Below are 26,970 nucleotides of genomic sequence, written 5' to 3'. Positions count from 1 at the left end.
CTGCTTAACCATGGCCGTGGCGTGGCGCCTAAACCACCTCGCCGGATTTCCGCCCTGAGGCTGCCCCGAAACCATCGATCATGGCTTCCCGGCCCTCCAGGGAGGATAGCTGGTCCCGCAGCGCCTGAACGGTGCTGAAGTTTTCCTCTGTCATATCGCCAGCAAAAGCAGCTTCCGCCGCCTTTAACTCGCGATCGAGTGTTATGGCTTTGTGATGCAATGCGATCATCTGGCGGAGGCCGGTCCGGGCATCATCTGCAGCTGCCGCGGGACTCAAGTGCCACTCATTCAAACTTTTCGCTTGCGCTTCGAGGCGGGCCAGTTGAGGGCCGAAACCTCTGGTCGAGAGATGGGTCCGCAGAGAAGCGGTTTCAAGGCTTTCTTCGGAAGATGCGCTATCTAGAATCTGTGTACGGAGCGAGTCAAGCTCCCGCGAAATCAAATCTACGCCCGAAAAATCGGCCCAAAACTCGTGCATCAGGTCCGGGTGGTTGATGAAGGTCAGTACGATCTGTCTCGCCCGGCGCTCGGCCCCATCGGTCTGCGAGGGCTTCGATGCCAGCGCCTTGAGCTGCGGCGAGACTGGAAGCTGCTGTTCCCAGGGCTTTTGGCCGAACCGGAGGCGTGGATTGCGCGGTGTAAAAGCCCCACCGGATCGGCGCTGATTGGCGGGGCCTCCGCCGAATAGTTCCGCCAGCCGCGTCTGCACATCGGCAAGATAATGTTTCTTCACAACATCGTCTTGTATAGTATTGATAATGCTTCTTAAATCGCGCTCGAAAGCAGCCCGTCTTTCCGGCGTCGCACGGTCATTTTCATTGAGGGCGCGGCGCCATAAAACCTGCGCCAAAGGCTCGGAAGCAGCCACCACCTGACGCACGCTTTCCGGCCCCTCGGCCTTCAGCAGGTCATCCGGGTCCTGCCCCTCCGGCAGGAAGGCGAATTTGAGCGAATGACCGGCTTTGAGCAGCGGCAAGGCGAGGTCCAGCGCCCGGTAGGCGGCCTTGAGGCCGGCACCATCCCCGTCAAAACATAAAGTCGGCTCGGAAACAGTTTTCCACAGCAAATTGAGCTGGTTTTCGGTGAGTGCAGTGCCCAGGGGTGCGACAGCATGGCTCAGCCCCGCCCGACTCATGGCGATCACATCGACATAGCCCTCAACAACGATGATTTCGCTCTTTTCGTGGGCCACTGCCCGCGCCTTGTCGAAATTGTAGAGATTGTCGCCCTTGTGAAACAGCGGCGTTTCGGGGGAATTGAGATATTTGGCCGGAACGTCAGGCCGCAACGCGCGCCCGCCGAATGCGATCACGCGCCCGCGCGCATCGCGGATCGGGAACATCACCCGGTCGCGGAACCGGTCATAGGCCACCGGAATGTCATCGCCCGCAATCACCAGCCCGGCTTCCGCCATCTGTTCAACGGTCACATTCTTTTCGGCCAGATGGGTGCGTAAAGCGCTGCGGTCATCAGGCGCATAACCCAGCCCGAATTGTTGCTGAATCTGGGCTGACAAGCCACGGTCAGAAAGATAGCCGCGCGCCTTCGCCCCGCGCGCCGATTGCAACTCGGCCTGGAAAAACTTGGCCGATATTTCCATGATTTCATAAAGGCTTGTGCGTTGTTGCTCACGCTTTGCATCAGCTTCCGAAAATTCCGGCATTGGCAGCCCGGCTTCTTGCGCCAACTGTGAAACCGCCTCCGGAAAAGGCACGCCCTCCTTTTCCACCAGGTAAGTGAAAATGTCGCCGCTCTGCTTGCAGCCAAAGCAATAATACCGCCCCTTGCGGTCATCAGCATGGAAGCTTGGGCTTTTCTCGCCGTGGAACGGGCAACAGGCCCAAAAGTCGCCCTTGCCCGGATTGCTCTTGCGCCTGTCCCAAGCGACTTTGCGCCCGATGACGGAAGAAATCGTCACCCGGGCGCGAATGTCATCAAGGAAGGAAGGCGGGAAGCGCATGGAGAAGAGATAGTCGCTTTTTCCGGGCAGACAAACCGGCAATCCACATGATTGCAAATCACCTGCGCCTGCGTTCAATATGCAAAAAAGACGAGGAACATCATGCCAGCCCAAGCGCCAGCCAAACTGCCCGTCCGCCGCTATCATCCTGTGCTCGTCGCCCTGCACTGGCTGCTCGCCTTCCTGATCATCGCGCAACTGGCCGGCGGATACTTCGTCGTCTCGCGCATGCCCAACACCGACCCTGCCAAGCTCGACACGCTGAAGATCCACATGATGCTGGGCATGCTGGTCTTCCTGCTCATGCTGATCCGTTTCATTGTACGCCTGTTCACCGCCCATCCCGGCCCGACCGAGGACCAGACCCACGGCCTCGGTCGCCTGCGCACGCCGGTGCATCTCGGCCTCTATCTTGTGGTGTTGCTGATGGTCAGCAGCGGCTGGGCTACCGGCTATCTGATCAGCGAAGCCTATGCCACGCCCGGCGCCACTTTGCCCGCCGATCTGCCCATGCTGCCCTCGCGCGTTTTCCACGCCTGGACAGCGCTGGTGCTGTTCCTCGTCATCGTTCTGCATATCGCTGCTGCGGTGAAGGAGCGCATCTCAGGCGACAAGTCGATCCTCGCACGCATGGGTCTCGGTGCCCGCCGCTAACCAATTCCAGAGACTCAATTTTTTTGAAAAACCATGGAACTAACCATCGGCCTCGGGCGTTATCCACTAATAGCAGATGCCCGAGTGCACCAGGGGAGCCAAGGATGAAAACCAACAACACGTTGCAATCCAACGCGAAAAAGGTTTCGATCGAAGTTTTGAACGCCAATTTGGCAGACGGTATTGATCTCGCCCTCATCACCAAGCAGGCCCATTGGAACATTAAGGGCCCATCATTTATCGGCATCCACGAATTGCTGGATCAATTCCGCAATCAGCTCGACACCCACAACGACACCATGGCCGAGCGTGTGGTGCAGCTGGGTGGCACGGCCCTGGGGACGACGCAGACAACTGCAAAATCCACCCATCTGAAGCCCTACCCCACAGACATTCACGAAAGTGTCGATCACCTCAACGCATTGGTCGAACGCTACAGTGAAGTGGCGGACCATGCGCGCAAGGCCATCGATCAAACCGATGAGGCTGGAGACAAGGGCACCGCCGATATTTTCACCGCTTATTCCCGCGCTCTGGATAAGGCGCTGTGGTTTCTGGAAAGCCATTTGCAATAGTTGAAATGCTGTCCGGCTAGAACCGGGCTTGGCGCGCGCCCCCAAGGTGAGCCAAGCATTGGGCCCCTCTCCCACCCAGGTATGTGGCCGGACAGATTACTTGCCTTCTCTCGCGTTTCCCCAAGCGCGGGGGAAGGCAAGGTGCTTTTGGAGAGACGAATTAGCCCTTCAGCACGTCCATCTGAATCGGGCCGTCGGCACGACCGTGGATGAATTGCTCCACATAGGGATTGCCGGAATGATCAACCGATTGCGCCGGGCCATGCCAGATGATCTGGCCTTTATAGATCATCGCAATGTCATCGGCGATCTTGCGGGCCGAGGCCATGTCATGGGTGATCGAAATGGTGGTCGCCCCCAGCCGCTTCACCGAATCCACAATCAGATTGTTGATCACGTCCGCCATGATCGGGTCGAGCCCGGTCGTGGGCTCATCGAAGAAAATGATTTCGGGTTCCGCTGCAATGGCTCGCGCCAGGCCAACACGCTTCTGCATGCCGCCGGAAAGTTCAGCCGGATAAAGCTTGCCCACATCCGGCGTCAGGCCCACGAGGCCCAGCTTCTCCAAAGCGATCTCGCGCGCCTTGGCACGTGCCACGCCACGGCCCTGAATGAGGCCAAAGGCCACGTTTTCCCAAACCGAAAGCGAGTCAAACAGCGCCCCGCCCTGGAAAAGCATGCCGAACCGGTGCAGGTTCTCATCCAGCGCCTTGCCCTTCAGGCCCACCACATTCCGGGCCCCGACTTCAATCGTTCCGGCATCTGCGCGCAGGATGCCGAGAATGCATTTCAGCATCACCGATTTGCCGGTCCCCGACCCGCCGATCACCACCAGCGAGCGGCCGCGCTCCACCGCAATGTCGATACCGCGTAACACCTGCTTGGGCCCGAACGCCTTGGTCACGCCGGAAAGCTTGATGAAAGGTTCAGCCATCAGTTCTTCCCGAACAGGATGGAGGTGAGTGCGAAGTTCGCGGCAAGAATGAGGATGGCAGAAGACACCACCGCATTGGTCGTGGCCCGGCCCACACCCTGTGCGCCACCCTTCGAATTGAAGCCGTGATAGCAGCCCATCAGCGCGATGATAAAACCAAACACCGCCGCCTTGATCAGACCCGAGCCCACGTCATCGAAATGAAGCTGGTTGGCGGTCACCTTGATATAGCTGGCGCCATTGAAGCCGAGTACGCGGGTGCCCACCGCATAACCGCCCAACACGCCAATCGTGTCACCAATGGCCACCAGCAGTGGCAGTGAAATCACCGCTGCCAAGATGCGCGGGCCTACCAGATATTTAATCGGATTGGTTGAGAGTGTGACCAGCGCATCCGTCTGCTCCGTCACTTTCATCGTGCCAAGTTCGGCGGCGATCGATGCGCCCACGCGGCCTGAAACCATCAGGCCGGCCAGAACCGGCCCCAGCTCCCGCGTGATGCCGATGGCCACGATGGAAGGCACCAGTGTTGCCGCCGTTGTGGGTGATGAACCTGTATAAATTTGCAGCGCCAGCGCACCGCCGGTGAAGAAAGCCGTCATCGCCACCACCGGCAGCGACGTATAGCCCACGCGAAACAGCTGCAGAAGAATTTGCCCGCCGAAATAGCGCGGCGTGAGGCCCACCAGAACCGCGTCCTTGGTGAACAGCACGATCCGGCCAAGCTCAGCGCAAAAGGTCAGGACCAGACGGCCCACGGCAGCAAATATATTGAGGCTTTCGATTCTCATGTCAGGTAATGCCGAGCATAGCGGCTGCCCAGATGGGTGAGAAGCTCCCACGAAATCGTGCCGGCAAAACCCGCCGCCTCGTCGAGCGAGATGTTGTGACCAAAGAATTCTGCATAATCGCCACGCTTCACAGGTGCATCCGTCACGTCAATCGCAGTCATGTCCATCGACACGCGCCCGACGATCGGGCAGCGCTTGCCACCGACAAAAACACAAGACGTGCCATACATTGAACTCATGCGCCGGGGGATGCCATCACGATAGCCTGCGCCTATCAGCGCAATGCGGCTATCACGTGGCGCCGTCCAAGTGGTGTTGTAGCCAATCACTTCGCCTTTGCCCATGTCACGCACCTGCAACACGCGGGCTTCCAGCGTGGCCACCGGTTTCATTGGGTTGGGCTGGCCGGGCTTCGGGTTGCCGCCATAAAGCGCAATGCCGGGCCGCGTCAGGTCCAGCGTGAAAGCCTCGCTGTGAAACACGCCGGATGAATTCGCAAACGAAGCCCGCACGCCGGGGAACAGTTTCCGCACCGCCTCGAAGCGCACGCGCTGGGTTTCATTGAACGGGTTGTCGAACTCTTCGGAAGAAGCCAGATGGCTCAACACCAGGGTGATATGCAGCGGCAGTTTCGCCGCAACCAGCTTTGCAATTTCCGTTGCCGAAAAGCTCAGCCGGTTGATGCCGCTATCCACATGGATGCAGCAGGCCGCCCCCTGCCCGTCGCGTGCCCATTCCTGCGCTTCCTCAAACGAGATCAGCGCGGGGGTCAGCCGGTGCTGCAGATAATAACCTGCCTCCCCGGCATAAAGCCCATCCAGCACATAGATCGTGGCTTCGGGTAGAACAGCCCGCAGTTCCTCGCCCTCCTTGGGCCGCGCCACGAAGAACGAGCGGCAGCCCGCCTCCCACAGCGCGCGCCCGCAGGCGGCAGCACCCAAACCGTAAGCCTCGCCCTTGATTGCAGCGCCGGTTTCGGCCTTGGGGGCCAGTGCCGCCAGGGTCTTCCAATTGGCCTTGAGCGCGGAAAGATCGATCGTCACGCGCGCGGAAAGGTGGGCATCATTCATGCGGGTTCAATAGTTTGCCTGAACGCACAAAACAAGCAAACAGGATTGGTTGACGAAGGGGGCCTCCCAGCTTATAGGACCGCCACTCTGCAAGTGGGGGCATAGCTCAGCGGTAGAGCACACCGTTCACATCGGTGTGGCCACAGGTTCGATCCCTGTTGCCCCCACCATTTCCTTCCGCGAATTGCCAGGCCCATGAACCAACTTTCCGCCTGCATCTATGAAGCCAGCCTGCGCTCCACCAACGCATTTCCTGCCCCCGACAAAATCATCAAGCTGCCCCCACCGCCGGTGCAGGGGCCGATGGTCTCCTGCCTGATGGTGACGCGTGGGGATGTGTCGCGCGTGGCAGCTTCCATCGCCTGCTTCCGCAGCCAAATTTATGCCGACAAGGAACTGGTGATCGTCTGCGATGCGGTCACCAAGCCGCTCACATCACTTTGCGCCAGAAGCGGCACAAATGTCCGCCTCGTCCAAGTGAAGGGGAAGCGCGTGCTGGGCGCGCTGCGCAATATCAGCATCGATCAGGCGCGCGGCGATTATGTCTGCCAGTGGGATGATGATGATCTTTACAGCCCAACCCGCCTGCAGCAGGGCATGAATGCGCTGTTGCAGACAGGTACCGACGCAATGTTCCTGCGCCAGGTCCTGTTGTGGAGCCCGGGCCAAAAACGCCTCTGCCTGTCGCATGATCGCAGCTGGGAAGCCAGCATGATCGTGCGCAAAAGTGCCCTCACCCGTTATCCGGAAATCGCCCGTGGCGAGGACACGCCGGTGGCCGAGGGATTGCTGCGCCGATCCAGAGTCGCCATCCTCGATGACCCTACTGCCTTTTGCTATTGTATCCACGCCAGCAACACTTGGGACGACGCGCATTTTACGGCGATCCTCAATGCCGCCACCCTCACTTTCGACTATGAGGCCGCCCTCAGTGAATTCTCCGTCATCCTGCCCTTTGCATCCCATCCCGCTTATCAGCCTGTAGAGTCCGCGCCACCCGCCGGCACCGACCAGACCCAGAAACTGAGCCGCATCTTGCAAGGCCGGGCCCGACGGCGGATGCTGCATCATCGCCTACGAAGGATCTTGCCGTGGAACTGAAGCCTGAAATGATCTGCGTGACCGAGACCATGCTGGAAAAAACCCAGACGCCGGACGGCCTGATTCTCTTCCAGCCAGAGAGCGAAAAAATCCACCACCTCAACGCCACGGCTTCCATGGTGTTCAACCTCTCGGATGGCACGCGCAGCCTGGGCGCAATCGCCTCCGCGATGCAGGAAGCCTATGCTTTGCCGCAGGCCCCGATGGCCGAAACGCTAGCTTGCGCCGAGAACCTCGTCAGCCTAGGCCTGCTTCAGTGCAAGCTGTAGAAACCCAAATAAATCCGTTTGCAATTTATCGCCCGCCGCCTAATCTCAGCGCATCGAAATTCTCAATAAGGCTAATGACATGTTGAATTCTTCCATTGCACCAAACACTTTTGTGGCACCCAGCGTGGTGACCTTCATGTTGGACGGCATGGTCAACGCCGCCCAGGGTGTTAATTGCCTGAATGTGGCCAGTGTCACCCAAGGCGTGAATTGCCTGAATGTGGCCAGTGTCACCCAGGGCGTGAATTGCCTCAATGTGGCCAGTGTCACTGTCGTGCCACACACCGTCCTCACGAATGGCATGGACGTTACGGTCAATATCGTTGACCCGGCCATCAGACTCAACGCGAACTGAGACCCGTCTGGCAAGCAGCGCGAATGGAGACGGTTTCCGCTGCGCTGATTGTCAAGAATGAAAAGACATTCCTTCCGGGGTGCCTGGCATCGCTTGAGGGCCATGTTGACGAAATCGTCATTGTGGATACTGGCTCTAGCGACGGAACGCGAGAGATCGCCATGAATGCTGGCGCCAGAGTGATTGATTTCGCCTGGCGCCAGGATTTTGCCGCTGCCCGCAACACCGGGCTGGATGCCATCAGAACCTCCTGGATTCTTTATATCGATGCTGATGAGCGGCTGATTTTGCCCGATGGCTTGCGCTTGGCAACCCTGCTCGAAAATCCTGTGGCAGTCGGCGCGCGCGTCAAATTCAAATCCACTCTTCGAGGCACGGCAGCCCGCGAATACCGGGTATTTAGGAACCGCGCTGATATTCGCTTCGTCGGCGCCATACACGAAACCATGGTACCCGATCTGATGCGCCTGCGCGCCTTAGAAAACGCCGAGATCATCGACATCGAAGCCGGAATTGATCATTTGGGTTATGAGGGTGACATCACCCATAAACACCGCCGCAACCTCCCCATGCTGCGCCGCATGGTGCAGGAATGGCCAGACCGGCTTTACTACTGGCTGGACTTGGCCAGGGCCTTGGTTGCATTGGGCGAGATTGAAGAGGCCCGCGCCGTTTCCATCGAAGGCCTGGCCCGCGCCGAGGGGAAAAGAGATGCCGCCACCGAATCCATCGCGGCTTTAATCGCTCTCAACTATTCTGCACTGCTGTTGGCGCAGAATGAAGATGCAGGCGCCATCATAGCCCAGGGCTTGGCCTTCCAACCCGGCGCCCCGCCGCTGCTGTTCCTACGGGCACGCCACCAGATCAATGCAGGTGATTTCACGTCTGCCATAGTGACCTTGGACCAATTGATGGCCACTGACCCCGCCACCTATCTCGATTCGATTGTATCATTTGATGAGCGCCTGCTCGGTGCCTACGCGCTGGAGCTCAAATCCGTGGCGCTGCTTCGCCTAGGCGATAGGCCAGAAGCAGCCGCCTGCCTGCGCCGCGCCAGTGAACTGGAACCAGCGGAAATATCCTATCGTGTGAAGGCGATAGCATTGGGTGGCCCGTTTTAACCCGGTAGCCGGTGGAACAAACCCAAAAATAAAAGCTTCAGTTGTAGTGATTGATCGGTACTCGCTGGAATTTGTGCTATTCTGGCGCTAGTTGCTGATCCAAGTTAGATTCCTTTCATCTATGGCACGCTTGGGTGGCAAACCGCCCGCCGGAGACGTTTGATGAACGAGCACGTTCCAAGCACTAAATTTTCACCAGCCGTGTCTGACAACATCGACAGCGTGCTGTCCGCAATCCGCACATATCTGGGAATGGATGTCGCCTTCCTCTCTGAATTCCGTGGCGAACTGAGAGTCTTCCGCAGCGTCAGCGCCGCAGCTGGGGATGGCGCCGTCAAGGTCGGCAGCACCACGCCCCTGGCTGAAGGTTATTGCAAGCACGTCGTGGAAGGAACACTTCCGCAACTCATTCCCAACACCGCCGATGTACCTGCCGCCATGGCCCTGCCGGAAACCCTCAAAGTTCCAATCGGTTCGCATTTGAGTGTGCCTATCCGTCTCTCAAACGGTGCCGTCTTCGGCACCTTCTGCAGCTTCTCCTACGAAGCCAAACCCGGTCTGAGCCAACGCGATCTTGATCTGCTGCAAACCTTTGCAGAGGTGGTTGGCCGGCAGATCGACGAAGAAATCGGCGCCAATGACGAGACGGAGACCCGCCGCGCTCGCATCCGCGCTGATCTTCGCAAGGCCCTGGTTTCAGGAGATCCACGCATTGTCTATCAGCCCATTTGCAATCTGGCCGACGGCAAGGTGAATAGTGTCGAAGCGCTGGCACGCTTCAGCAGCAAAACATTGCAGGCGCCTGGTGTTTGGTACGCTGAGGCGACAGAAGTGGGTGCAGTCGAAACCCTTGAACTGCTCGCGGTAAAGCGCGCCATCAAGGGTGCGAAAGATCTACCAGGCAATTTGGCCATCGGCATCAACGCCTCTGCTGCAACCATTCTCAGTGCAGGCTTCGCTGACGCGCTGGACGATTTCAATAAATCGCGCATCATCCTCGAACTGACCGAGCGCGGTGGCATCGATGATTATCCGGGCCTGATGGCCGCTCTCGCACCATTGCGCGCCAAGGGCATGCGCATCGCGATTGACGATATTGGTTTGGGCTATTCCAGCCTGCAGCATTTGCTGGATGCACGGCCCGACATCATCAAATTCGACAACTCCATTACCCAGGACATCGAGAATGACCGCGCCCGCCAGGCGCTCGTCGCCGCGATGGTCACCTTCGCCCAGCACGCCAATGCCGCCATCGTGGCGGAAGGCATCGAAACCGCAGCCCAGCTTCAGGTGTTGCGCAAGCTGGGTGTGCAGCTGGGCCAAGGCTATTATTTCAGCGCGGCAGTTCCGGCGGAAGAGATCAGCAAGCTCACGTCCTTCTCATTCGCCACCTGATCCGTCGGCATAGACAATCCCCTGCCCCGGGCTGATGCCGAAAAGGCGCGGATGTTCACCGCCGGTAAAGCGCAGGCGCGTGATGAACGGCCAGGCCAGCCCGTCATTCTCCGGTGCCTTGGACCAGCTTGCCCCGCCATCGCGGCTGACAAAAGCGCCCATATTCTTGATCGCCGGGAGATAGCCCCCCGCGTATGATGCAATCGAAGTTCCCACCACAATCATCTTCGGGTTCTTCGGATTGATCGCCACGCTGCGCATGAAGTTACGTTCCAGATGCCCCTCGGCCAGGCCCTTTACTTGTGACCAGTTCACGCCACCATCGACGCTCTTCCACAGCCCGGCGATGTTGGAATCATTCGCCCAGTCTGGGATCATCACCGTCATGTAAATTTGCTCTGGCGCACCGGGCACAAAGGCAAAATCAGTCACACCTTGCGCGCTGGCACCAAACGCCGCCCACCAGCTGGCGCGGGGCTCACCCAGACTCATTGCATTTTTCCATGCTGCCCAACTGGCGCCAGCATCATGCGAATAACACACACCCTTGGCCCCACCAGCCAGCATCGCGCGGCCCTGCAGCGCCAGAACCTGCAAACCGCCATCGCAAGGCGTGGCCACGGCCTGCCAATCCTTCCCACCATCCTCCAGCTTGAACAGCCGGTTGCCCGCTGCGGCCCAAAGCCGCCGCTTGCCTACCGCCGGTTCATCCACTTTCAAATCGGTGATTGCAGCGCCTTTGGAGAGCGCCGTGAAATTACCGGTGATCTCTGTCCAGGTTTTGAATCCGTCATGGCTCACGGTGATCTTGGGGAAACCCGCCTGCTCATTTCCAAAGTCAAAACTATGCGCCGCATGCACCGCCCAAAAAGTCTGCGGATCTTTGGGATCAACCGCCAGCGCACTCGTGTTGCCGCCATAGCCGTTCCAGTTTCCATTGAGCGGTGAAGCCGCGAGCGGCACGCCGGGCACCGCTTGCGACTTTGGCCCATTGCAATCAGCCCATGCCAATTGATCATTGCCCGCCAGCGCCGCATGGGTGCTCCAGCAGCCCATGTCGAAATAGCCAGCATAAAGCAGATTGGGATCAGCCGGGCTCGGCACCAGAACGCCGGGCACCGCATTGTCGAGCTTGCGCGACACAAACCCGCTTGCCACCTTGTTGGTGAAACTCTGGTTCACTGTCTTGCCGCCATCGGTGGTCCTGTAGATGAACTGGTCATCCACCCACCAGGCATTCTGGTCGTCGGCAAAAAACACCGTCTGCAAATTGCCATTGAGCGAGGGTTGCGGATTATGCGCCAGCCCAGTCCAGCCCATGTCCCAGCGCGCATAATCCTGCGGTGAAGTCACATGCGTGGCGGTGCCATCAGCTTTCAAGGCCCAGAAGCCCGCTTCATCTTTGGTGGCAATCGGCGTGTTAAACCATGGCCGCACGCGGCGTAGATCGATGAGGCGGATAGACCCATCGCGCAGCGGCCAGATCTGGCCTGAATGTTCGGCGGAAATGCGCTTGAAATCCTGCCCCGGCCCCGCGGCACCATCACTCAGCCACACCTCGCCATCACCTTTTGATGCCGGTGATTCATTCTGCGCCGGCGCCACTGAAAGCCAAATGCGCTTCGGGTCTGCCAGATCAAAAGCCGCATCCGCTGTGAAGGCCGAAGCCTGCGACGCCTCCACGTCCAGCGCCGCAAAATGATCGCCCCCATCGGATGAGATATAGGCTTTCGCCGGAGCTGCATCGGGCCAACCAGCACCGCAAGCGCCAGGGCTCGCAAAGCGCCACGGAGATGAGAGTGCGATCACCATTTTCGGATTGCCCGGCTGCAGACGCAGCGCCATCACATTGGCATTGCGCGGCAGGCCTGCGGCTTGCGCCTTGTGCCAGCTCAGGCCACCATCAGCAGAGCGCGCCAGCAACGGGCCGGGCTGGCAGAAGCCGTTGAGCCCCGCAACATAGGCAACGTTATGATCGCCCACCGCAACCGCAGTCGCATACCCCGCCAACATCTTTTGAAAATTGCATTTGTCAGTTGCTGCCTTGCCGCAATCGGCACTGCGATAAAGCCCATCATCCGCCGCCAGCAGCACCACGCCTTCATGCGCGGGATCAAACGCCACACTGTCCACATGCGTGGTGCCCAAGCCATGATCAAGCCCCAGCGCTTGCCAATGCGCGCCTCCATCGATCGAACGGTAAGCCCCACTCAAATCCGACCCGACAATCACTGTGCCGGAAGCGCTCTGCGCCGGTGATTGGAAAGCCCCGCCGCCGCCCGGCCCAGTGGATTGCCATTTCAGTTCCGCCTGCGCCGCCCCGGCCCAGAACAGCGCCAGCGCGACCAGCAAAAACCGCATCATGAATTGCGCGCCAGAAACCGCGCCATGGCCTTCAGTGTTTCGGCACTCACATGATGTTCCATGCCCTCCGCATCTTCTTCTGCGGCACGCGCTGAGACCCCCAGCGCCAGCAGGAAATTCCGCACGATGGCATGCTTGCGCTTCACATCCTCGGCAATCTTCCAGCCTTCTGCAGTGAGGAAAATGGCGCGGTAAGGCTCCTGCTCCACCAACCCCTGCTCTGCCAGGCGCTTCATGGTTTTGGCAACTGTGGCATTGGCCACGCCCAGCCGCAGCGCAATGTCGGTGCCGCGCGCCTCGCCTTTCTCGTCGATCAATTCGGCAATCAGCTCGCAATAATCATGCGCCAGCTCGCTGGAATGATCAGCCCGCGTGCGGCTGAAGGCGGCAGACCGGAGAATATTGGAGGCAACTTTGCGCTTCATGCCCCTAGTTTAACACTGATTCTCGCAGCCGCGCCTCAAAAGCAAAAAGCCCGGAGCAAGTCCGGGCTTTCGCGCAAGATCGTGACGATTTTAGAAGTTGAACTTGTAGCCTACGGCCACGTTCCACTTGTCAGCCAGCAGGCCCTTGCCGTCGCCGGCGTCTTTCCAGGCATAGCCGACATTGGCGTAAATCGCGTTGGACTTGTCGATGTTGAAAGTCACGCCAGTCGAAATCTTCGGCGTGATCCAGGTGGTGTTGAAAGCGTTGCGATAGCGGGCGTTGATCACGTTCCAGGTGACGCTATCATTGATCTTCAGGTCGGCAGCGATGCTGACGGCGTAATAGAGATCAGACTCGCCAGCCACCAGATGGTTGATCTTCGGCGCATTGCCGAAGCCATAGCCCAGCAGCACGCCGGGTGTCAGGGTGAGCGCGCCGGACTTGAACTTGTAACCCAGATTGGTTTCGATCTGTTCGGCCGTCGTGCTGTCAGCGCGCCAGGTGTGCTGGAATGCGCCGCCCCAGACGACATTGTTGTCGAAAGTATGCGAAAGCCCGAACTTGACATAATCATCGGCCCAGGTGCCGTCCTTGGTCTTCCATTCCGGGCTGAATTCCGCTGAGAGCGTGTTGCCAGCATAGGCGGGAGCAGCAACAAAAGCGGCGATGATGAACGCCGCAGCGCCCAGCTTGAATTTCGACATCATATTAAACCCCATTAGTTCGTTTTTTTGACAGTTGCATCGACAGGCTTTTCGCCCGCTACCCAAACAACTAGTCCCCCAATGCAAAGCCCATATGACAGGTCTGCGACAACTGAGAATTTTTTGCGTTGCACCACAGGAATATTGCAACCCGCTCAGTACATTACAGGATGTTAATTTTGGCGGAACATTGCACCAAGTTAAGCCCTTGCGAGAAAGTTTAGCCTGTGCTAAATCTCAAACATGGATTCAGCCACCCACGAGGCAGCCTTGCCATCCCGCACGGGTTTCACCCACGCGCTGGATGAATCCTACCGCACGGTCAAAACCGATCACGCCACCGGCTGGCGCCGCCTGCTCGCATTCCTCGGCCCCGGCTTTCTCGTTGCTGTCGGCTACATGGATCCCGGCAATTGGGCCACCTCGATCGCCGGTGGCGCATCCGAGGGCTACACCCTGCTGAGTGTCGTGCTGGCGTCGAGCCTCATGGCGATGCTGCTGCAGGCGCTGACTGCACGCCTCGCCATCGCCACCGGTTTTGATCTCGCCCGCGCCTGCCGCGAATATTATCCGAGGCCCGTCGCCATGGTGCTCTGGGTGCTGGCCGAAGTGGCCATCATCGCCACCGACATCGCCGAAGTCGTCGGCACTGCGATTGGCCTGCAATTGCTGTTCGGCATCCCCATCACAATAGGCGTGCTGGTCACCGCGATTGACGTGCTGCTCATCCTCGCCTTGCAGCGCTTCGGCTTCCGCAAACTGGAAGCTTTCGTGATCGCTTTGCTGCTGGTCATCTTTATCAGCTTCATCATCCAGATGCTGCTGGCCCAGCCGGTCTGGAGCGAAGTGGCCGCTGGCCTCGTCCCTTCAACCCGCATCGCTGCCGAGCCGGCATTGCTCTACCTCGCACTGGGCATCATCGGCGCCACCGTCATGCCGCATAATCTCTATCTGCATTCCGGCATCGTGCAGACCCGCGCCTATGGCAGCAGCGAATCCGAAAAGCGCAGCGCCCTCAAATTCGCTGTGCTGGATTCAACGATTGCGCTGTCCTTTGCCTTCCTCGTCAACGCCGCCATTCTCATTCTCGCCGCCGCCACGTTCTTCAAGGCCGGCGCTGTCCACATCAAGGAGATCGGCGAAGCGCAAGCGATGCTCACCACCTTGCTCGGTGGCATGCTCGCACCGCAACTTTTCGCCATCGCACTCCTGTGCTGCGGCCTGAATTCCTCGGTCACCGGCACGCTCGCCGGCCAGATTGTGATGGAAGGCTTCCTCAATATCCGCCTGCCACCCTGGGCCCGCCGCATGATCACAAGGCTCATCGCCATCGTGCCGGCCATCCTGGTTACGCTTTATTATGGCGAAACCGGCACTGGCGCGCTGCTGATTTTCAGCCAGGTCGTGCTGGCCTTCCAGCTGCCCTTCGCCATCGTGCCGCTGCTGCATTTTACCGGCTCCAAGGCCAAAATGAAAACCCTGTCCACGCCACTGATCATGGCGGTCGCCGCCTGGGCCATCGCTGCTTTGATCATCGGCCTGAACATCAAGCTGATCGTGGACGTGATCAGCTCCTGACTTGCACCCACGGCGATTCTCCCTTAAGCGCCCGCCATGAGCACCCCCACCCATTCCACCGTCCTCATCATCGACTTCGGCAGCCAGGTCACGCAGCTGATTGCGCGCCGTGTGCGCGAGGCCGGGGTCTATTCCGAAGTCATCCCCTTCCAGAATGCCGAGGCCGCATTCCAGCGCCTGAAACCCAAAGCGGTGATCCTCTCCGGCGGGCCAGATAGCGTCACCCGCGAAGGCAGCCCGCGCGCCCCGCAAGTCATCTTCGATAGCGGCCTGCCCATCATGTCGATCTGCTACGGCCAGCAGACTACGGCGCTGCAATTGGGCGGTGTCGTCGAAGGCGGCCACGCCGCAGAATTCGGCCGCGCCGAAATCACCATCAAGGAAAAATCCGCCCTCTTTGAAGGCGTGTGGGACGTCGGCCAGAACTACCCCGTCTGGATGAGTCACGGCGACCGCGTCACCCAGCTGCCCGCAGGCTTCACCGTAAAAGCCACCTCCGAAAACGCCCCCTTCGCCATCGCGTCTGATGAAGCCCGCAAGATCTTCACCACCATGTTCCACCCCGAAGTGGTGCACACGCCGGATGGCGCCAAGCTCATCCGCAATTTCATTTTCAACGTTGCAGGCTGCAAGGCGGATTGGACGATGAAGGCCTTCCGCGAGGAAGCCATCGCCAAGATCCGCGCCCAAGTCGGCAAGGGCCGCGTGCTGTGCGGGCTTTCAGGTGGCGTGGACTCTTCCGTGGCTGCCGTGCTGATCCACGAAGCGGTCGGCGACCAGCTCACTTGCGTGCTGGTCGATCACGGCCTGATGCGCCAGAACGAAGCGGCCGACGTGGTCGAGATGTTCCGCAAGGCCTACAACATGCCGCTCGTCCATGTGGATGCGGCGGATGAATTCATCGGCGCACTCGAAGGCGAGCAAGACCCCGAGAAAAAGCGCAAAACCATCGGCCGCCTGTTCATCGATGTGTTCGAGCGTGAGGCCAGGAAAATCGGCGGTGCTGATTTCCTCGCGCAAGGCACGCTCTATCCGGATGTGATCGAAAGCGTCTCCTTCACCGGCGGCCCCTCGGTGACGATCAAGTCGCACCACAATGTGGGCGGCTTGCCCGACCGGATGAACATGAAACTGGTCGAGCCGCTGCGCGATCTCTTCAAGGATGAAGTGCGCGCACTGGGCAAAGAGCTGGGCCTGCCCGATCATTTCATCGGCCGGCACCCGTTCCCCGGCCCCGGCCTCGCCATCCGCCTGCCCGGCGGCGTGACGCGCGAAAAGCTCGACATCCTGCGCAAGGCCGACGCCATCTATATCGACGAAATCCGCAAGGCGGGCCTCTACGATAAAATCTGGCAGGCCTTCTCAGTGCTGCTGCCCGTCCACACCGTAGGCGTGATGGGCGACGGCCGGACCTATGACCGCGTGCTGGCTTTGCGCGCCGTCACATCCGTCGACGGCATGACCGCCGACTTCTACCCCTTCGATATGAACTTCCTGGGCAGAGCCGCCACCCGCATCATCAACGAAGTAAAAGGCGTGAGCCGCGTGGTCTATGATGTGACCAGCAAGCCACCGGGAACGATTGAGTGGGAGTGAGAGAGTTTAGCGCAGCTCGATCAGCGTTTCGCCGCTTTCCAGCGCACTGAGCACTTCCGGCAAAACAACTTCAAACCGCTGGAGCAAAACAGCGCGGCTGCAATTTCCCATCGTGACCCAAAGCAGTCTTGCGCGTGGCTCACGCAACTGCAAAAGCCGGAAGTCGTCGTCCTTGCTTACCAGCACCCGGTATTCATTTCAGGCGAAACGCCATATTGTGCCATCATCAGATGCCTAGATTACGGTCATTCACATGAAGTGCGTCGTGCCCCTGTTCCGCCAGCCATCTTGCAAGTGCGGGCGGCAACAGGGCATCAACGAGAAAGCGCATTATTCGGCGGCGATCACGCGGTGCACAGCAGCCGTGGCGGCATATTCAAGCGCCGCCGAAATATCGTCATCCTGGAGATAGGGATAGTCAGCCAAAATAGCCTCGCGGCTTTCGCCCGCCGCCAAAAGATCAAGCACATCCGAAACCCGCATCCGGGTATTGCGGATCACAGGCCTGCCGCCACAGACGGCGGGATTGATAGTAATGCGCTCAGCGTGCTTGCTCATGGAAGGCCCGATAGCACATTTTGCGATGAAAGACCATGTGCTATGGAACCAGCGTGGACGGCATGACCGCCGACTTCTACCCTTTCGACATGAACTTCCTGGGGAGAGCCGCCACCCGCATCATCAACGAGGTGAAAGGCGTGAGCCGCGTGGTCTATGACGTGACCAGCAAGCCGCCTGGGACGATTGAGTGGGAGTGAGTAATTAACGTCGGCGCAAAGTGAGAGTCACATGGGTGAATCTAAAAAACCATTTTTTGCATATGTCGATGAGACCGGTAATACCGGGCATAACATTTTTGATCCGGCTCAACCTGATTTCTTTTCAGGGGCACTTATTACCAAAGGAGATTTCGATCTCAACTTTGGAAAGCAGATATCTGCGATTTCGCAGCAACTTAATACCGAGGCACTTCACGCTCGTGTACTGGGGATCGGTAAAATTGAAACTGTTGCGTCTCAACTGCTGAGAATACTTGAGTCAGCCGAGGCTACTTTCTTTCTCTCGCGAGTTGAGAAAAAATATCTGCTCGCAAGCAAAATGTTTGATGTGCTTTTCGACTCTGGTGAAAATCCAGCGGTCCCCTGGCAATTCTACAATTTGCGAGGCCTAAGGTTAATTGGCGTTTTTAAACTCAGCGCGTTGATCGAGGAACAGACCGCAAAAAAGTTCTGGGCCAGCATTCTCGAGCCCGACACCAAGAAAGCCCATGGCATTTTATTTGAGGTTTGCGAAGAGCTGTTGGCGAATATCGGCAACCTTCCGGACGAGGGCTCACGTAAAGTTCTCAGCGAAGGATTGTCTTGGGCAAAAAGCCATCCTGAAGCAATACAAGTATACACCGAGCATGACCTTTCTAAGCACGGCCACTTTCCCAATTTGGTGGCGTTTTCAAATCTTCTTAGAGGTCTGCAGTCTCTCTCCGAGGAACGGAAGAAGCCTGTACACACGATCAAACACGACCAGCAAAGCGAGTTCGAAAAAACTCTGCAAATGTGGCACGGGTTATTCTCTAATGCGTCAGGCGATGAGATTAAATGGGCAGGAGAGACTTACAAAATGCAATCTGTGCCGGGCAGTGAATTCAAAGTTTTAGAAGATACCGCAAGCGCTGGAATACAAATTGTCGATGTGGTGCTCTGGCTATATTCGCAAACTCGCAAGGCGAAGAAACTCCCAAAGGATTGCGCACTTTTGGTGAAATATGCGTTGAACAATGGATGGCACAATGACTTCTCGTTTGAAGGCGTTGAAACCGCTTATATGGAAAAGTTCGGTTCAATAATTTCAACTCCGCTAACTGAAGAAAAAATGGAAAGTACCAAAAAAATGCTAGAGATGGCGGAAAAGAGCAGGCTGGAATCAATTGCCCAGTACGAGATTGACAAAATCCCTCCCTTTTTGCGGGACGTGACGCGCCTTCGCTCACAATAATTCTTGAATAATCTCTTGACAATAAATTCCTACTAGGACTATAAGCCTCCCGTCCTCTCCCGCCGGGGTCCGGTTCATGACGGTGAACCTGATGGGAGGAGATCGCAGGTCCTGCAGGCAGCACAACGTATGCTGCATTCGGGTGTGCAAGCTGGAGCCCCGGTCACTACGGGCTGGGCTCGTCGGCGAGACGTTTACGGTGGGTTTATTGGTTCGCCCATGGAGCCTTCACAGGCGGTCCACCGCCGCTGAATAATGTCACTCTGGTCCCTTAAGGTGGGATGTGTGACAGGCGGTAAAAACAACGTGTTTTCCAGCCAGCAGCTATCAAAACCTGTGCACGCGTGGGGCAACCCAACGCATATTTTCGCGGCTCTAAACTAAGCCGCAACCCGCGTGAAGTTACCCCACGCGTCTCCCTTCTTCTCTTTCGGTTTCGAACGACACGAAACCAACAAAGGCGGAATCATGCCTTGGCGTGACCTGTTCAGCCATCTTCAATTCAACCCGCCCCATGCGCATAAATCGACCCTCGCAACGGAACAGTATGGCCAAGTGGGGCGTTTAAGGATCGACAACACGTAATCCAGAAAAGGAGTCTTCCCATGAAGCTCAGAACCACAATTATTACAGCCATTTCCGCAATCGCCCTCGGCGGCCTTACCATGGCCACAGCGGCCCAGGCCTATCCTGCCCGCTCTGAAAGTGCGGTCAATGTGCGCAGCGGCCCCGGCACGCAATATGATGTTGTAGGCCAGCTCGACCCCGGCGAACGCGTCAACGTCACCGGCAGCAATGGCGGCTGGAGCCGTATCGGTGGAGGCTGGGTCAGCAGCAACTACCTCACGGCATCGAACGCCTATGCACCACGCGTCTATGACACCCCATCTTATTATGATGACAGTTATGCTGGCCCGCCGGTCTATTTCGGCCTGAACTTCGGCGGCGGAAATAACTGGCACAATGGCCATCGATTCAGGCATTTCCGCCACCACTAAATCGTATTCACCTGCGGGAAGATGACGTCGTGACGCATTTGTGTCACGCGCGTTGCCTTCCCGCAGGTCACCAACGCGCCCCTTCCCAAGTCCTTGGTGCTGCCGCATAAATGGTGCAAGCGATGAGAGCGAGGGAAGATGCCGCGTGCACTGAAAATCATTCTGGCATTTGTCGGCGCGCTGATCGTGGGCGAGGCGCTGCCCATCATCTGGTACATAATCGAAACCAATTATCTCGGCGTGTTCGACCGTGACGGCGGCGGCGCCATGGGCTCGATCTTCATCCTCGGCCCGCTCTGCGCCATCATCTGCGCGATGATCGCAACCCTCGTGGTGATTTCGAAAACCAAAAAGCCAAAGGCTTAAGCGCCACCGTCACTTCAACCCTGCCTCATAAGCGGCCACACGCTCGGCGATCAGCTCGCGCATCAGCGCAGTCTTATGCGTTGGATCGCGTTTTGTACGGAGCCAGAGACTGTCCGCCTGGCTCTCCTGATAGGGCTTGAGCCAGCCTTTCCGCCGCGCCACGCACCAAAGCGGCAGCTTTCGCAACTGCGCCTCAAGTGCAATCAGCGTGTCATCGGAAGTGAAATCTTTCCAAAGCCGCATATCGAAGTCCAGCACGTCACTGCGGAAGGCAATGGTTCCGGCACCCAATTCATCCACGCGGATCGTCTGTTCCAATTTCTTGCAGAAGTGAAACGAAACCCGGTCACTCACAAAATTGGTGTAAGGTGGTTTGAAATTGAGGCCATGCACGCCCACCACCGCCGGCCCGCCCGCCTCATCCAGCGCCGCAACCAGCCGTGCAACATAATCACGCGGGTAACGGATGTCGTCATCGAACGAGACAACGACGCTTGGCTCCGCCAAGTGCTGCAGGAACAGGAAGCGCCCCGAGACATGATAATCGCCGGCCTCTTGCGAACGGATGACCGTCACCTTCGGGATGCGTGTGAGGAAATCCGGAACCGCGTCAAACCCGTCGAGAAACACAAAGATCCTGTCCACCTGTGGCACGAACACCGGAAGCACCTTGCGGAAGGTCTCCAGCCGCGAAGGCATGGTGGCAATCGTCGCAATGCGCGGCAGGCGCGCCAGAGCCGATAAGGGCCTATTCCCTTTGCGCTTCCAAAAACGCAACCAGTCCCAACGCATTAAACCAAGTCTCCAATCAAACTGATGCCCTTTCGCGGTGCAGTGCTCCGCAACAAAGCACATTTATTCTCCTGCTCCGTATTCATGACAGAATTTTCATGCTAGACCCACATACTCTAGGGGGCTTCTGTCCAAAAAAGGACGAGTGCCATGGCACACACACCGAGACTTCCGGCAATCTTGCGTGCCTGTGCTTTGCTGTTCCTATTCGCGGTGTTATCCCTTGGCAGCCAAGGCAGTTTCACGACATCCGCCCAGGCCCAATCAGTCGAGCAGCAATGCACGGTGCCGCAATCATCCTGCGGCTGCGCCTCCTGTGGCTGCAGCACAGATGTCGGCATTCCGCATTGCCCCGATGGCTATTCGCCTTTTGATGATGTCTGCCTGCCCGATTGCCCGGCTGGCTTTATCCGTTATCCCGGTATGCCGGGCCTTTGTCTCCCGCCCTGCCATCATGGCTGCGGCGATGGCTATGACCAAGTACCCCTGCCCTCATGCCCGCAAGGCTTCGTGCGCGATCTGCGTGATCCTGGCCTTTGCATTCCGGATGTGGACCGGACCAATCACCAGGGCATGTGCCCCGATGGCATGAACTGGTCGTACAACACTGGCCGCTGCGAAGCGACCTGCCCGAGCGGCTTCTATCCAGATGAGCGCGGCCTGTGCCAAAGCTATTTCGCGCGTGAATGCCCGAAGGATTACACCCGTGATCTGGCCACCGGCAAATGCGTGCCGCCGGGCGTCTGGCCGCCGGATTATGATTGGGTTTGCCTGCCCACCTGCCCGCCGGGCACGTTGCGCGATATCCAGCACCCGACAATGTGCGTGCCTCCGCCGCCCACTTGCCCGCAAGGCTTCGAGAACCGCGAAGGCCGTTGCCTGCCGGTGTGCGAGCCAGGCCTGCAGCGCGACAGATATGGCTATTGCGTGCCGCCCGGCTGCCCGCAAGGCACCTATCCAAACCTGCGCGGCAAATGTGTGCCGGTTCAATGCCCGGAAGGCATGCGACCCACGGAAAGTGGCCAGTGCCTGCCACCCCCGCCACCGCCCAGCACCTGCGATCAGGGTTCGGAGCGCTTCAATGGCCAATGCATGCCGATCTGCGATCAAGGCACCTCGCGCAATGCCGATGGCCGCTGCGTGCCGGATCGTCCCACCTGCCCGCAAGGACAGAGGTTGAACCCCGACACCAATCAATGCGAACGCCCGCCCGGCAACAACATCCCCAATTGCCGGCAAGGCCAAGCTTACTCGCCGCGCCTGAAAGCCTGCGTGGATATTCCGAAGGTGGTCCATTGCGACAAGGGCCAATACAAGAATGGTGATGGCCGTTGTGTGGATATTCCGCAGCAACCACCGCCGCCCAAGCAGCGCGATTGCCCGCAAGGCATGAAGTCTGACGGCCAGGGTGGCTGCATCCGGATCATCGTTCCGCGCAGCTGCCCGGATGGCACCTTCATGAACCCGCGCACCCATCGTTGCCAGCCGATCCGTATCCCCGGAAACAACGACCAGCCCGATGATAACGACGAGCAGCAACCGCCGATCCGGATCAATCCGAACATCCTGCAGCAACTGGCACCACAAAGGCCGCAGTTCAAATTCCAACCGCAACAACAACAGCAAGCCTGCCCCGATGGGATGAAAATGGACCAGAATGGCAGGTGCCGCGGATAGGATGTCCAGCGGCCCTGTCACATGAGCGTCATTTGAATGGTACATTGGCGCGCCCATGCAGGACACCAAACCGCGCCAACTCGGCTTGGTCGATCACGAATTCCAAGGTCTGGTGTTTGCTTGGCAATTCTCCAGTGAAGGCTCCGCAGAAAAACTGAAAACCACGCCCGCCATTTTGCCCGCAGCGGGTGAACCGTGGCTCTGGGCGCATCTAGACCTGGTGGACCGCCGCGCGCTCCGCTGGATCAATGGTCTCGGCCTGCCTGCACAAGCCACCCAGCTTTTTGCCAGCGATGACATCAGGCCCCGCCTCGATCATCTGCCTGGCCTGATCTTTGGCTCCTTCGCGGAAATGCATGACGAGCCGTCTCGCCGCACCGGCCGCGAACGTGTGCTGCGCTTTGTGATCGGCGCTGGATGGATCATCACCGGCCGCTACCATCCGCTCGCCGATGTTGATCTGCTGCGCGAGAACCTGGTGCGCGGCATGGCCCTGCATCACCCCGCTGAAGTGCTGGACCGCCTGATCAACATGTCCGTCGAGCGCATCCAGGATGACGTGGATGAGATGCTGATGACGATCAACCGGATCGAAGATGTCGTCATCGAACAGGGTGGCACAGATGCAAGCAGTGAAATTGCGGTGCTGCGCCGCCGGGCCGCTACCATCCACCGCGACATTTCAGTCAACAAATCAGTGATCCGGCATTTCGCGGAACAGAATGCCGCGAACCATCACCCTGCTCCGATAGCCAAATCTTCCGAGGCCAATTTTCACCACGCCGAAGCCCTGCACGCCGAAGTTCATGCCCTGCAGGAACGTGCTCGCCTGCTCAAGGATGAAATCGCCGCCAACCTGGCCAGCGACATGAACCACAGCCTTTATATCATCTCGATCATTTCGGCGTTGCTGCTGCCGCCCAGCGTTGTCTTCGGCCTTTTCGGCATCAATGTCGGCGGTTTGCCTTTGCTCAACAGCGGTTGGGGCTTTGCCATCGTTGTCTTACTTGGCATCAGCACCTCGGCATTTGTCTCGATGCTCCTGCGACGGCCAAAATAATCTGGAACCAAACCCGTCGTTGGGCGTTGCCCCAGAGTATTTCAGGAGGAGAGAACATGAAACGCTTAGGTATTCTCTTTGGACTCGCCGTCTTGGCGGGCATTGCAGGTGCTTCCACAGCGGAAGCCCGAACCGCAACCCCCACCACCAACGTCAATGTAAGATCTGGCCCTGGGACAGATTATGCCGTTTTGGGTGTTCTTCCCGCAGGCAGTCGCGTGTTTGTGGGAACATGTTCTGGAAGCTGGTGCAGCGTAAAGCTTGGCGGACTTTCGGGCTGGGCCAGTGCATCCTACCTTGCAGCCACATACCGCCCGCCAGTAGTGATCGTCCGGCCGCCGATCCTGATTCCACGCCCGCCACATCATCGTCCACCGGGCTGGCGGCCAGGCCATGGCCATCACAAGCCACCATTTCCAGGTCCAAAGCCTCCGATGTGCAAAATTGCACCGGGTCATCCGTGTCCATAAACGTTAACGTCTGAGGCTTAACCTCTGAATCCCATGGCCAGAACGAAAAGCTCAGCCGAGTCATCGCGGCTGGCCATGGGCTTCACATGCCGAACTGACGTGAAGTCCTTCTTCATCATCGTTAGCAATTGCCCTTCAGTACCACCGCGCAAAACCTTGGCCAGATAGGTTCCGCCGGGTTTCAGCACTTCACGTGCAAATTCATATCCCGTCTCTGCGAGCGCAATGATATTGATATGATCGGTCTGACGGTGCCCCGTTGCATGCGAGGCCATGTCTGACAGAACGCAATCCGCCTTCTCGCCGCCAAGCGCGTCGATCAGCACCCGAGGCGCATCCTCGTCGTAGAAATCTTTCTTGAAAATCGTCACGGCGGGAAGGGGATCCATGCCATGCATGTCAATCGCCACCACCCGGCCCTTACCGTCTTCGGCCTTCACGCGCTTCGCCGCCACTTGGCTCCAGCCGCCAGGTGCCGCCCCCAGATCCACAATGCGCCCGCCCACTTTCAGAAACTTGTACTTGTCATCAATCTCGATGAGCTTGAACGCCGCCCGGCTGCGATAGCCCAGCTTCTTGGCTTCTATGACGTAAGGGTCATTGAGCTGCCGCTCCAGCCAGATTTTCTGCGCAACCGTGCGGCCCTTGCCTGTCTTGACGCGCACCTTGAGCTGATTGCCCTGCGGTTTACTACCTTGGCCCGGACGTGCCATCAGTGCGCCCCCCACACATTATCTGCCTGCATCATCTGAATCAGGATGCCTTCACGTAAGCCTCTGTCCGCCACGCGAATGCGCGGGCTTGGAAAGGCCGTGCGGATTTCATCAAGGATGGCGCAGCCGGCCAGCACGAGATCAGCGCGCTCTTTACCGATGCAGCCATTTTGCACACGCTCAGCATAGCTCATGGCCAGCAGCCGGCGCGTCACTTCACCTGCCCCGTCATTGGTGAGCCACGATCCATCGACACGCGCGCGGTCATAATGCCGAAGGCCCAAATGCACGCCAGCAATCGTGGTCACCGTGCCGCTGGTGCCCAGCAAATGTGTCGGCGCCGCACCTGCGCCGGCAAAGCCAGCGACTTCTGCAATAAAAGGGGCCAGCAGCCGCCGCACTTCCAGGCGCATGGCTTCAAAGGTTTCAGGCGAAACTTCACTTCCGGCATTGAGGCGTTCAGACAGCGTGACCACTCCGGCAGCGAGCGAAATCCAGGCCTTGATCTGGTGCTTGCCCTCATGGGCTTCCATCCACATCACTTCCGTCGAGCCGCCGCCGATGTCAAAGATCACCGCACTGGGCGCCTTGTCTTCAATGAGCGGCGATGCGCCTGAAGCGGCAAGGCCAGCTTCCGTCTGCCGGTCGATGATTTCAAGCTGGAGGCCGACTTCGTCTGTCACCCGGGCAATGAACTCAGCACCATTTTCCGCCTGGCGGCAGGCTTCGGTTGCAATCAACCGCCGCGGCCCCACTCCGTGCCAGATCAGCTTGTTGGAACAGACGCGCAGGGCCTCAATAGTCCGGTCCATCGCGGGTTCACTCAAACGGCCGAACTTGCCCAACCCTTCGCCCAGGCGCACGATGCGCGAATAAGCGTCCACCACCTGCAATCCATGCAGTGATGGCCGCGCAATCAGCAGCCGGCAATTATTTGTGCCCAAATCCAGCGCACCATAGGGCTGCCCGCCTCCCGTGGAGGCATTGGGGCCAGCGCCCTGGGGTGCATCGCCATTTGGAGCAGGACGTCTGGCGGGTTTTTCCCGCCGGGTCACAGCATCCACGTGTAATAACTTTCCGGGCGTGGCCAGCCATCAAAACCGGCCTGCCCATAAACTTTTGCGTTGGTCTGACCTTATCACATTGGGGCCGCAGGTAAACCCGGGACGAAAGACCTTCCAAACCAAGCATTAACCTAGAATTGATGTGTTTCTCCCATACCAAACCGCACAAGAGGTTTGGATGCGTACTTTTGGTAAGTCCTGGTTCCGCGAAGGCTCGCTGAATCCGAATTCATCGCCAATATGAGCCACGAGCTCAGGACGCCCCTGAACGCCATTATCGGCTTCTCCGACATGCTGGCCAGCAACCGGGTGACCGAAATGGAAAAGGTCACCCAATATGCAGGTTTCATCCAGCAGGCTGCCGAGCATCTGCTTTCCCTGATCAATTCCATCCTGGACGTCTCCAAAATCCAAGCCGGCAAACTTACCGTCGATAGCGAACCTTGTGAACTGCACGGCATCCTTACTCCATGCCTGATGATCGCTGACGGCAAAGCCAAGGAAAAGAGTATCACGATCGAACAGAAGATTGAACCGGGCCTGCCTTTGCTGATGGCCGATCCCCTCCGCTTGCGCCAGATCCTGATCAACCTCATCGGCAACGCCGTGAAGTTCACCCCGGAAAACGGCAACATAACCATCAGTGCTTGGCGCGTCGAAAACAACTTCGTCGATATAAGTATCACTGATGATGGCCCCGGCATGACCCCTTCTGAACTTGCAACCGCCCTGCGCCCCTTTGGCCAGGTTGATAGCGGTTACAACAAGAAGCAGGAAGGCACCGGCCTCGGCCTTCCAATCGCCCAAGCACTGACCCGCCTTCACGGAGGCGATCTGGTTGTGAAATCAGAAAAAGGCCGCGGCACGCAAGTGTCAGCCTTAATCCCCCTCGTCCAACCCGGCACCGATAATGCGGTTGCCACCCCTCTTGCCCATTGAACAGGC

29 protein-coding genes, 1 tRNA gene and 1 pseudogene are annotated in these 26,970 nt (G+C 58.4%); 18 read left to right on the top strand and 13 right to left on the bottom strand.

What is annotated here, in order from left to right:
- Positions 1-28: 28 nt before the first annotated feature.
- Positions 29-1,960 carry a DNA primase gene (gene dnaG, locus F8B91_RS02080; RefSeq protein ID WP_196502061.1) on the bottom strand — a complete coding sequence of 644 codons (1,932 nt, stop codon included), beginning with the start codon at positions 1,958-1,960 and terminating at the stop codon, positions 29-31.
- Between the two features lie 102 nt (positions 1,961-2,062).
- Between dnaG and F8B91_RS02075 the strand changes: the two genes are divergently transcribed.
- Together F8B91_RS02075 and dps are read left to right on the top strand one after the other, a co-directional pair.
- Entirely contained in the window at positions 2,063-2,614 is a 552-nt protein-coding gene (locus F8B91_RS02075; RefSeq protein WP_196502060.1) for a cytochrome b, read from the top strand.
- Between the two features lie 104 nt (positions 2,615-2,718).
- On the top strand, positions 2,719-3,189 hold the full coding sequence (dps, locus tag F8B91_RS02070; protein ID WP_196502059.1) for a DNA starvation/stationary phase protection protein Dps: 471 nt from the start codon (positions 2,719-2,721) through the stop codon (positions 3,187-3,189).
- A 160-nt stretch (positions 3,190-3,349) separates the two neighbouring features.
- On the opposite strand, the gene F8B91_RS02065 is transcribed toward dps, so the two are convergent.
- Genes F8B91_RS02065 through alr form a run of 3 tightly spaced genes read right to left on the bottom strand, consistent with a single transcriptional unit; the run spans position 3,350 to position 5,984 of the window.
- Complete coding sequence (locus F8B91_RS02065) at positions 3,350-4,123, bottom strand: ABC transporter ATP-binding protein (protein ID WP_196502058.1); 774 nt, start codon at positions 4,121-4,123, stop codon at positions 3,350-3,352.
- Entirely contained in the window at positions 4,123-4,914 is a 792-nt protein-coding gene (locus F8B91_RS02060) for an MlaE family ABC transporter permease (RefSeq protein WP_196502057.1), read from the bottom strand. The genes F8B91_RS02065 and F8B91_RS02060 overlap by 1 nt, the downstream gene beginning before the upstream one ends.
- A complete protein-coding gene (alr, locus tag F8B91_RS02055; protein ID WP_196502056.1) occupies positions 4,911-5,984 on the bottom strand; it encodes an alanine racemase in 1,074 nt (357 codons plus the stop codon). The genes F8B91_RS02060 and alr overlap by 4 nt, the downstream gene beginning before the upstream one ends.
- 95 nt (positions 5,985-6,079) lie before the next feature.
- Between alr and F8B91_RS02050 the strand changes: the two genes are divergently transcribed.
- The 6 genes from F8B91_RS02050 (at position 6,080) to F8B91_RS02025 (ending at position 10,225) form a co-directional block, all read left to right on the top strand.
- Positions 6,080-6,154, top strand: a tRNA-Val gene (locus F8B91_RS02050).
- Positions 6,155-6,179: 25 nt separating this feature from the next.
- Complete coding sequence (locus F8B91_RS02045) at positions 6,180-7,085, top strand: glycosyltransferase family 2 protein (protein WP_196502055.1); 906 nt, start codon at positions 6,180-6,182, stop codon at positions 7,083-7,085.
- Complete coding sequence (locus F8B91_RS02040; RefSeq protein ID WP_196502054.1) at positions 7,076-7,354, top strand: PqqD family peptide modification chaperone; 279 nt, start codon at positions 7,076-7,078, stop codon at positions 7,352-7,354. The genes F8B91_RS02045 and F8B91_RS02040 overlap by 10 nt, the downstream gene beginning before the upstream one ends.
- Before the next feature lie 79 nt (positions 7,355-7,433).
- The gene (locus F8B91_RS02035) at positions 7,434-7,709 is read left to right on the top strand and encodes a hypothetical protein (protein ID WP_196502053.1); all 276 of its coding nucleotides are present in this window, start codon (positions 7,434-7,436) and stop codon (positions 7,707-7,709) included.
- A 23-nt stretch (positions 7,710-7,732) separates the two neighbouring features.
- Complete coding sequence (locus tag F8B91_RS02030; protein ID WP_196502052.1) at positions 7,733-8,830, top strand: glycosyltransferase family 2 protein; 1,098 nt, start codon at positions 7,733-7,735, stop codon at positions 8,828-8,830.
- Positions 8,831-8,992: 162 nt separating this feature from the next.
- Positions 8,993-10,225 carry a sensor domain-containing phosphodiesterase gene (locus tag F8B91_RS02025; protein WP_196502051.1) on the top strand — a complete coding sequence of 411 codons (1,233 nt, stop codon included), beginning with the start codon at positions 8,993-8,995 and terminating at the stop codon, positions 10,223-10,225.
- Here F8B91_RS02025 and F8B91_RS02020 read toward each other — a convergent pair.
- The 3 genes from F8B91_RS02020 to F8B91_RS02010 form a co-directional block, all read right to left on the bottom strand.
- Positions 10,211-12,589 carry a WD40/YVTN/BNR-like repeat-containing protein gene (locus tag F8B91_RS02020; protein ID WP_196502050.1) on the bottom strand — a complete coding sequence of 793 codons (2,379 nt, stop codon included), beginning with the start codon at positions 12,587-12,589 and terminating at the stop codon, positions 10,211-10,213. The two genes, F8B91_RS02025 and F8B91_RS02020, sit on opposite strands and share 15 nt — an antisense overlap.
- Positions 12,586-13,014, bottom strand: coding sequence for a manganese-binding transcriptional regulator MntR (gene mntR, locus F8B91_RS02015; RefSeq protein ID WP_196502049.1), 429 nt, complete (start codon positions 13,012-13,014; stop codon positions 12,586-12,588). Before mntR ends, F8B91_RS02020 begins: the two co-directional genes overlap by 4 nt.
- 90 nt (positions 13,015-13,104) lie before the next feature.
- Complete coding sequence (locus tag F8B91_RS02010; protein WP_196502048.1) at positions 13,105-13,722, bottom strand: hypothetical protein; 618 nt, start codon at positions 13,720-13,722, stop codon at positions 13,105-13,107.
- Between the two features lie 240 nt (positions 13,723-13,962).
- Between F8B91_RS02010 and F8B91_RS02005 the strand changes: the two genes are divergently transcribed.
- Together F8B91_RS02005 and guaA are read left to right on the top strand one after the other, a co-directional pair.
- Positions 13,963-15,297, top strand: coding sequence for an Nramp family divalent metal transporter (locus tag F8B91_RS02005; protein WP_196502047.1), 1,335 nt, complete (start codon positions 13,963-13,965; stop codon positions 15,295-15,297).
- A gap of 36 nt (positions 15,298-15,333) precedes the next feature.
- A complete protein-coding gene (gene guaA / locus F8B91_RS02000) occupies positions 15,334-16,893 on the top strand; it encodes a glutamine-hydrolyzing GMP synthase (protein WP_196502046.1) in 1,560 nt (519 codons plus the stop codon).
- Positions 16,894-16,899: 6 nt separating this feature from the next.
- Here guaA and F8B91_RS01995 read toward each other — a convergent pair whose 3' ends face one another.
- From F8B91_RS01995 to F8B91_RS01985, 3 genes are read right to left on the bottom strand one after another with little or no spacing between them, the layout of a single operon-like run.
- Positions 16,900-17,079 carry a hypothetical protein gene (locus tag F8B91_RS01995; RefSeq protein WP_196502045.1) on the bottom strand — a complete coding sequence of 60 codons (180 nt, stop codon included), beginning with the start codon at positions 17,077-17,079 and terminating at the stop codon, positions 16,900-16,902.
- A gap of 40 nt (positions 17,080-17,119) precedes the next feature.
- On the bottom strand, positions 17,120-17,224 hold the full coding sequence (locus tag F8B91_RS17135; RefSeq protein WP_196502044.1) for a DUF5615 family PIN-like protein: 105 nt from the start codon (positions 17,222-17,224) through the stop codon (positions 17,120-17,122).
- Positions 17,224-17,451, bottom strand: coding sequence for a DUF433 domain-containing protein (locus F8B91_RS01985; RefSeq protein WP_196502043.1), 228 nt, complete (start codon positions 17,449-17,451; stop codon positions 17,224-17,226). The genes F8B91_RS17135 and F8B91_RS01985 overlap by 1 nt, the downstream gene beginning before the upstream one ends.
- Positions 17,452-17,498: 47 nt before the next feature.
- On the opposite strand from F8B91_RS01985, the pseudogene F8B91_RS01980 reads away from it, so the two are divergent.
- The 4 genes and pseudogenes from F8B91_RS01980 to F8B91_RS01965 all read left to right on the top strand — a co-directional run.
- Positions 17,499-17,651: pseudogene (locus F8B91_RS01980) on the top strand (hypothetical protein); the annotation flags it as partial.
- Between the two features lie 31 nt (positions 17,652-17,682).
- The gene (locus tag F8B91_RS01975; RefSeq protein ID WP_196502042.1) at positions 17,683-18,885 is read left to right on the top strand and encodes a DUF3800 domain-containing protein; all 1,203 of its coding nucleotides are present in this window, start codon (positions 17,683-17,685) and stop codon (positions 18,883-18,885) included.
- A 605-nt stretch (positions 18,886-19,490) separates the two neighbouring features.
- Positions 19,491-19,883, top strand: a complete 393-nt coding sequence (locus F8B91_RS01970) for an SH3 domain-containing protein (protein ID WP_196502041.1) — start codon at positions 19,491-19,493, stop codon at positions 19,881-19,883.
- A gap of 138 nt (positions 19,884-20,021) precedes the next feature.
- Positions 20,022-20,249: a hypothetical protein gene (locus F8B91_RS01965; protein WP_196502040.1), complete on the top strand. Its 228-nt coding sequence runs from the start codon at positions 20,022-20,024 to the stop codon at positions 20,247-20,249.
- A gap of 9 nt (positions 20,250-20,258) precedes the next feature.
- Here the strand turns inward: F8B91_RS01965 and F8B91_RS01960 are convergent, their stop codons facing one another.
- Positions 20,259-20,948, bottom strand: a complete 690-nt coding sequence (locus F8B91_RS01960) for a hypothetical protein (RefSeq protein ID WP_196502039.1) — start codon at positions 20,946-20,948, stop codon at positions 20,259-20,261.
- A gap of 243 nt (positions 20,949-21,191) precedes the next feature.
- Here F8B91_RS01960 and F8B91_RS01955 point away from each other — a divergent pair, with 243 nt between their 5' ends.
- Genes F8B91_RS01955 through F8B91_RS01945 form a run of 3 tightly spaced genes read left to right on the top strand, consistent with a single transcriptional unit; the run spans position 21,192 to position 24,248 of the window.
- A complete protein-coding gene (locus tag F8B91_RS01955; protein ID WP_196502038.1) occupies positions 21,192-22,718 on the top strand; it encodes a hypothetical protein in 1,527 nt (508 codons plus the stop codon).
- A gap of 55 nt (positions 22,719-22,773) precedes the next feature.
- Positions 22,774-23,778, top strand: coding sequence for a CorA family divalent cation transporter (locus F8B91_RS01950; protein ID WP_196502037.1), 1,005 nt, complete (start codon positions 22,774-22,776; stop codon positions 23,776-23,778).
- A gap of 56 nt (positions 23,779-23,834) precedes the next feature.
- The gene (locus F8B91_RS01945) at positions 23,835-24,248 is read left to right on the top strand and encodes an SH3 domain-containing protein (RefSeq protein ID WP_196502036.1); all 414 of its coding nucleotides are present in this window, start codon (positions 23,835-23,837) and stop codon (positions 24,246-24,248) included.
- Between the two features lie 17 nt (positions 24,249-24,265).
- On the opposite strand, the gene F8B91_RS01940 is transcribed toward F8B91_RS01945, so the two are convergent.
- Both F8B91_RS01940 and F8B91_RS01935 read right to left on the bottom strand, forming a co-directional pair.
- Positions 24,266-24,961 carry an RlmE family RNA methyltransferase gene (locus F8B91_RS01940; RefSeq protein ID WP_196502035.1) on the bottom strand — a complete coding sequence of 232 codons (696 nt, stop codon included), beginning with the start codon at positions 24,959-24,961 and terminating at the stop codon, positions 24,266-24,268.
- Positions 24,961-26,025, bottom strand: coding sequence for a Ppx/GppA phosphatase family protein (locus F8B91_RS01935; protein WP_348641713.1), 1,065 nt, complete (start codon positions 26,023-26,025; stop codon positions 24,961-24,963). The genes F8B91_RS01940 and F8B91_RS01935 overlap by 1 nt, the downstream gene beginning before the upstream one ends.
- 198 nt (positions 26,026-26,223) lie before the next feature.
- On the opposite strand from F8B91_RS01935, the gene F8B91_RS01930 reads away from it, so the two are divergent.
- On the top strand, positions 26,224-26,964 hold the full coding sequence (locus F8B91_RS01930; RefSeq protein ID WP_281432916.1) for a sensor histidine kinase: 741 nt from the start codon (positions 26,224-26,226) through the stop codon (positions 26,962-26,964).
- Positions 26,965-26,970 lie beyond the last annotated feature (6 nt).

This window comes from Aestuariivirga litoralis (genome assembly GCF_015714715.1).
Taxonomy (GTDB): domain Bacteria; phylum Pseudomonadota; class Alphaproteobacteria; order Rhizobiales; family Aestuariivirgaceae; genus Aestuariivirga; species Aestuariivirga litoralis_A.
This window is presented reverse-complemented; position numbering and strand designations above follow the sequence as displayed.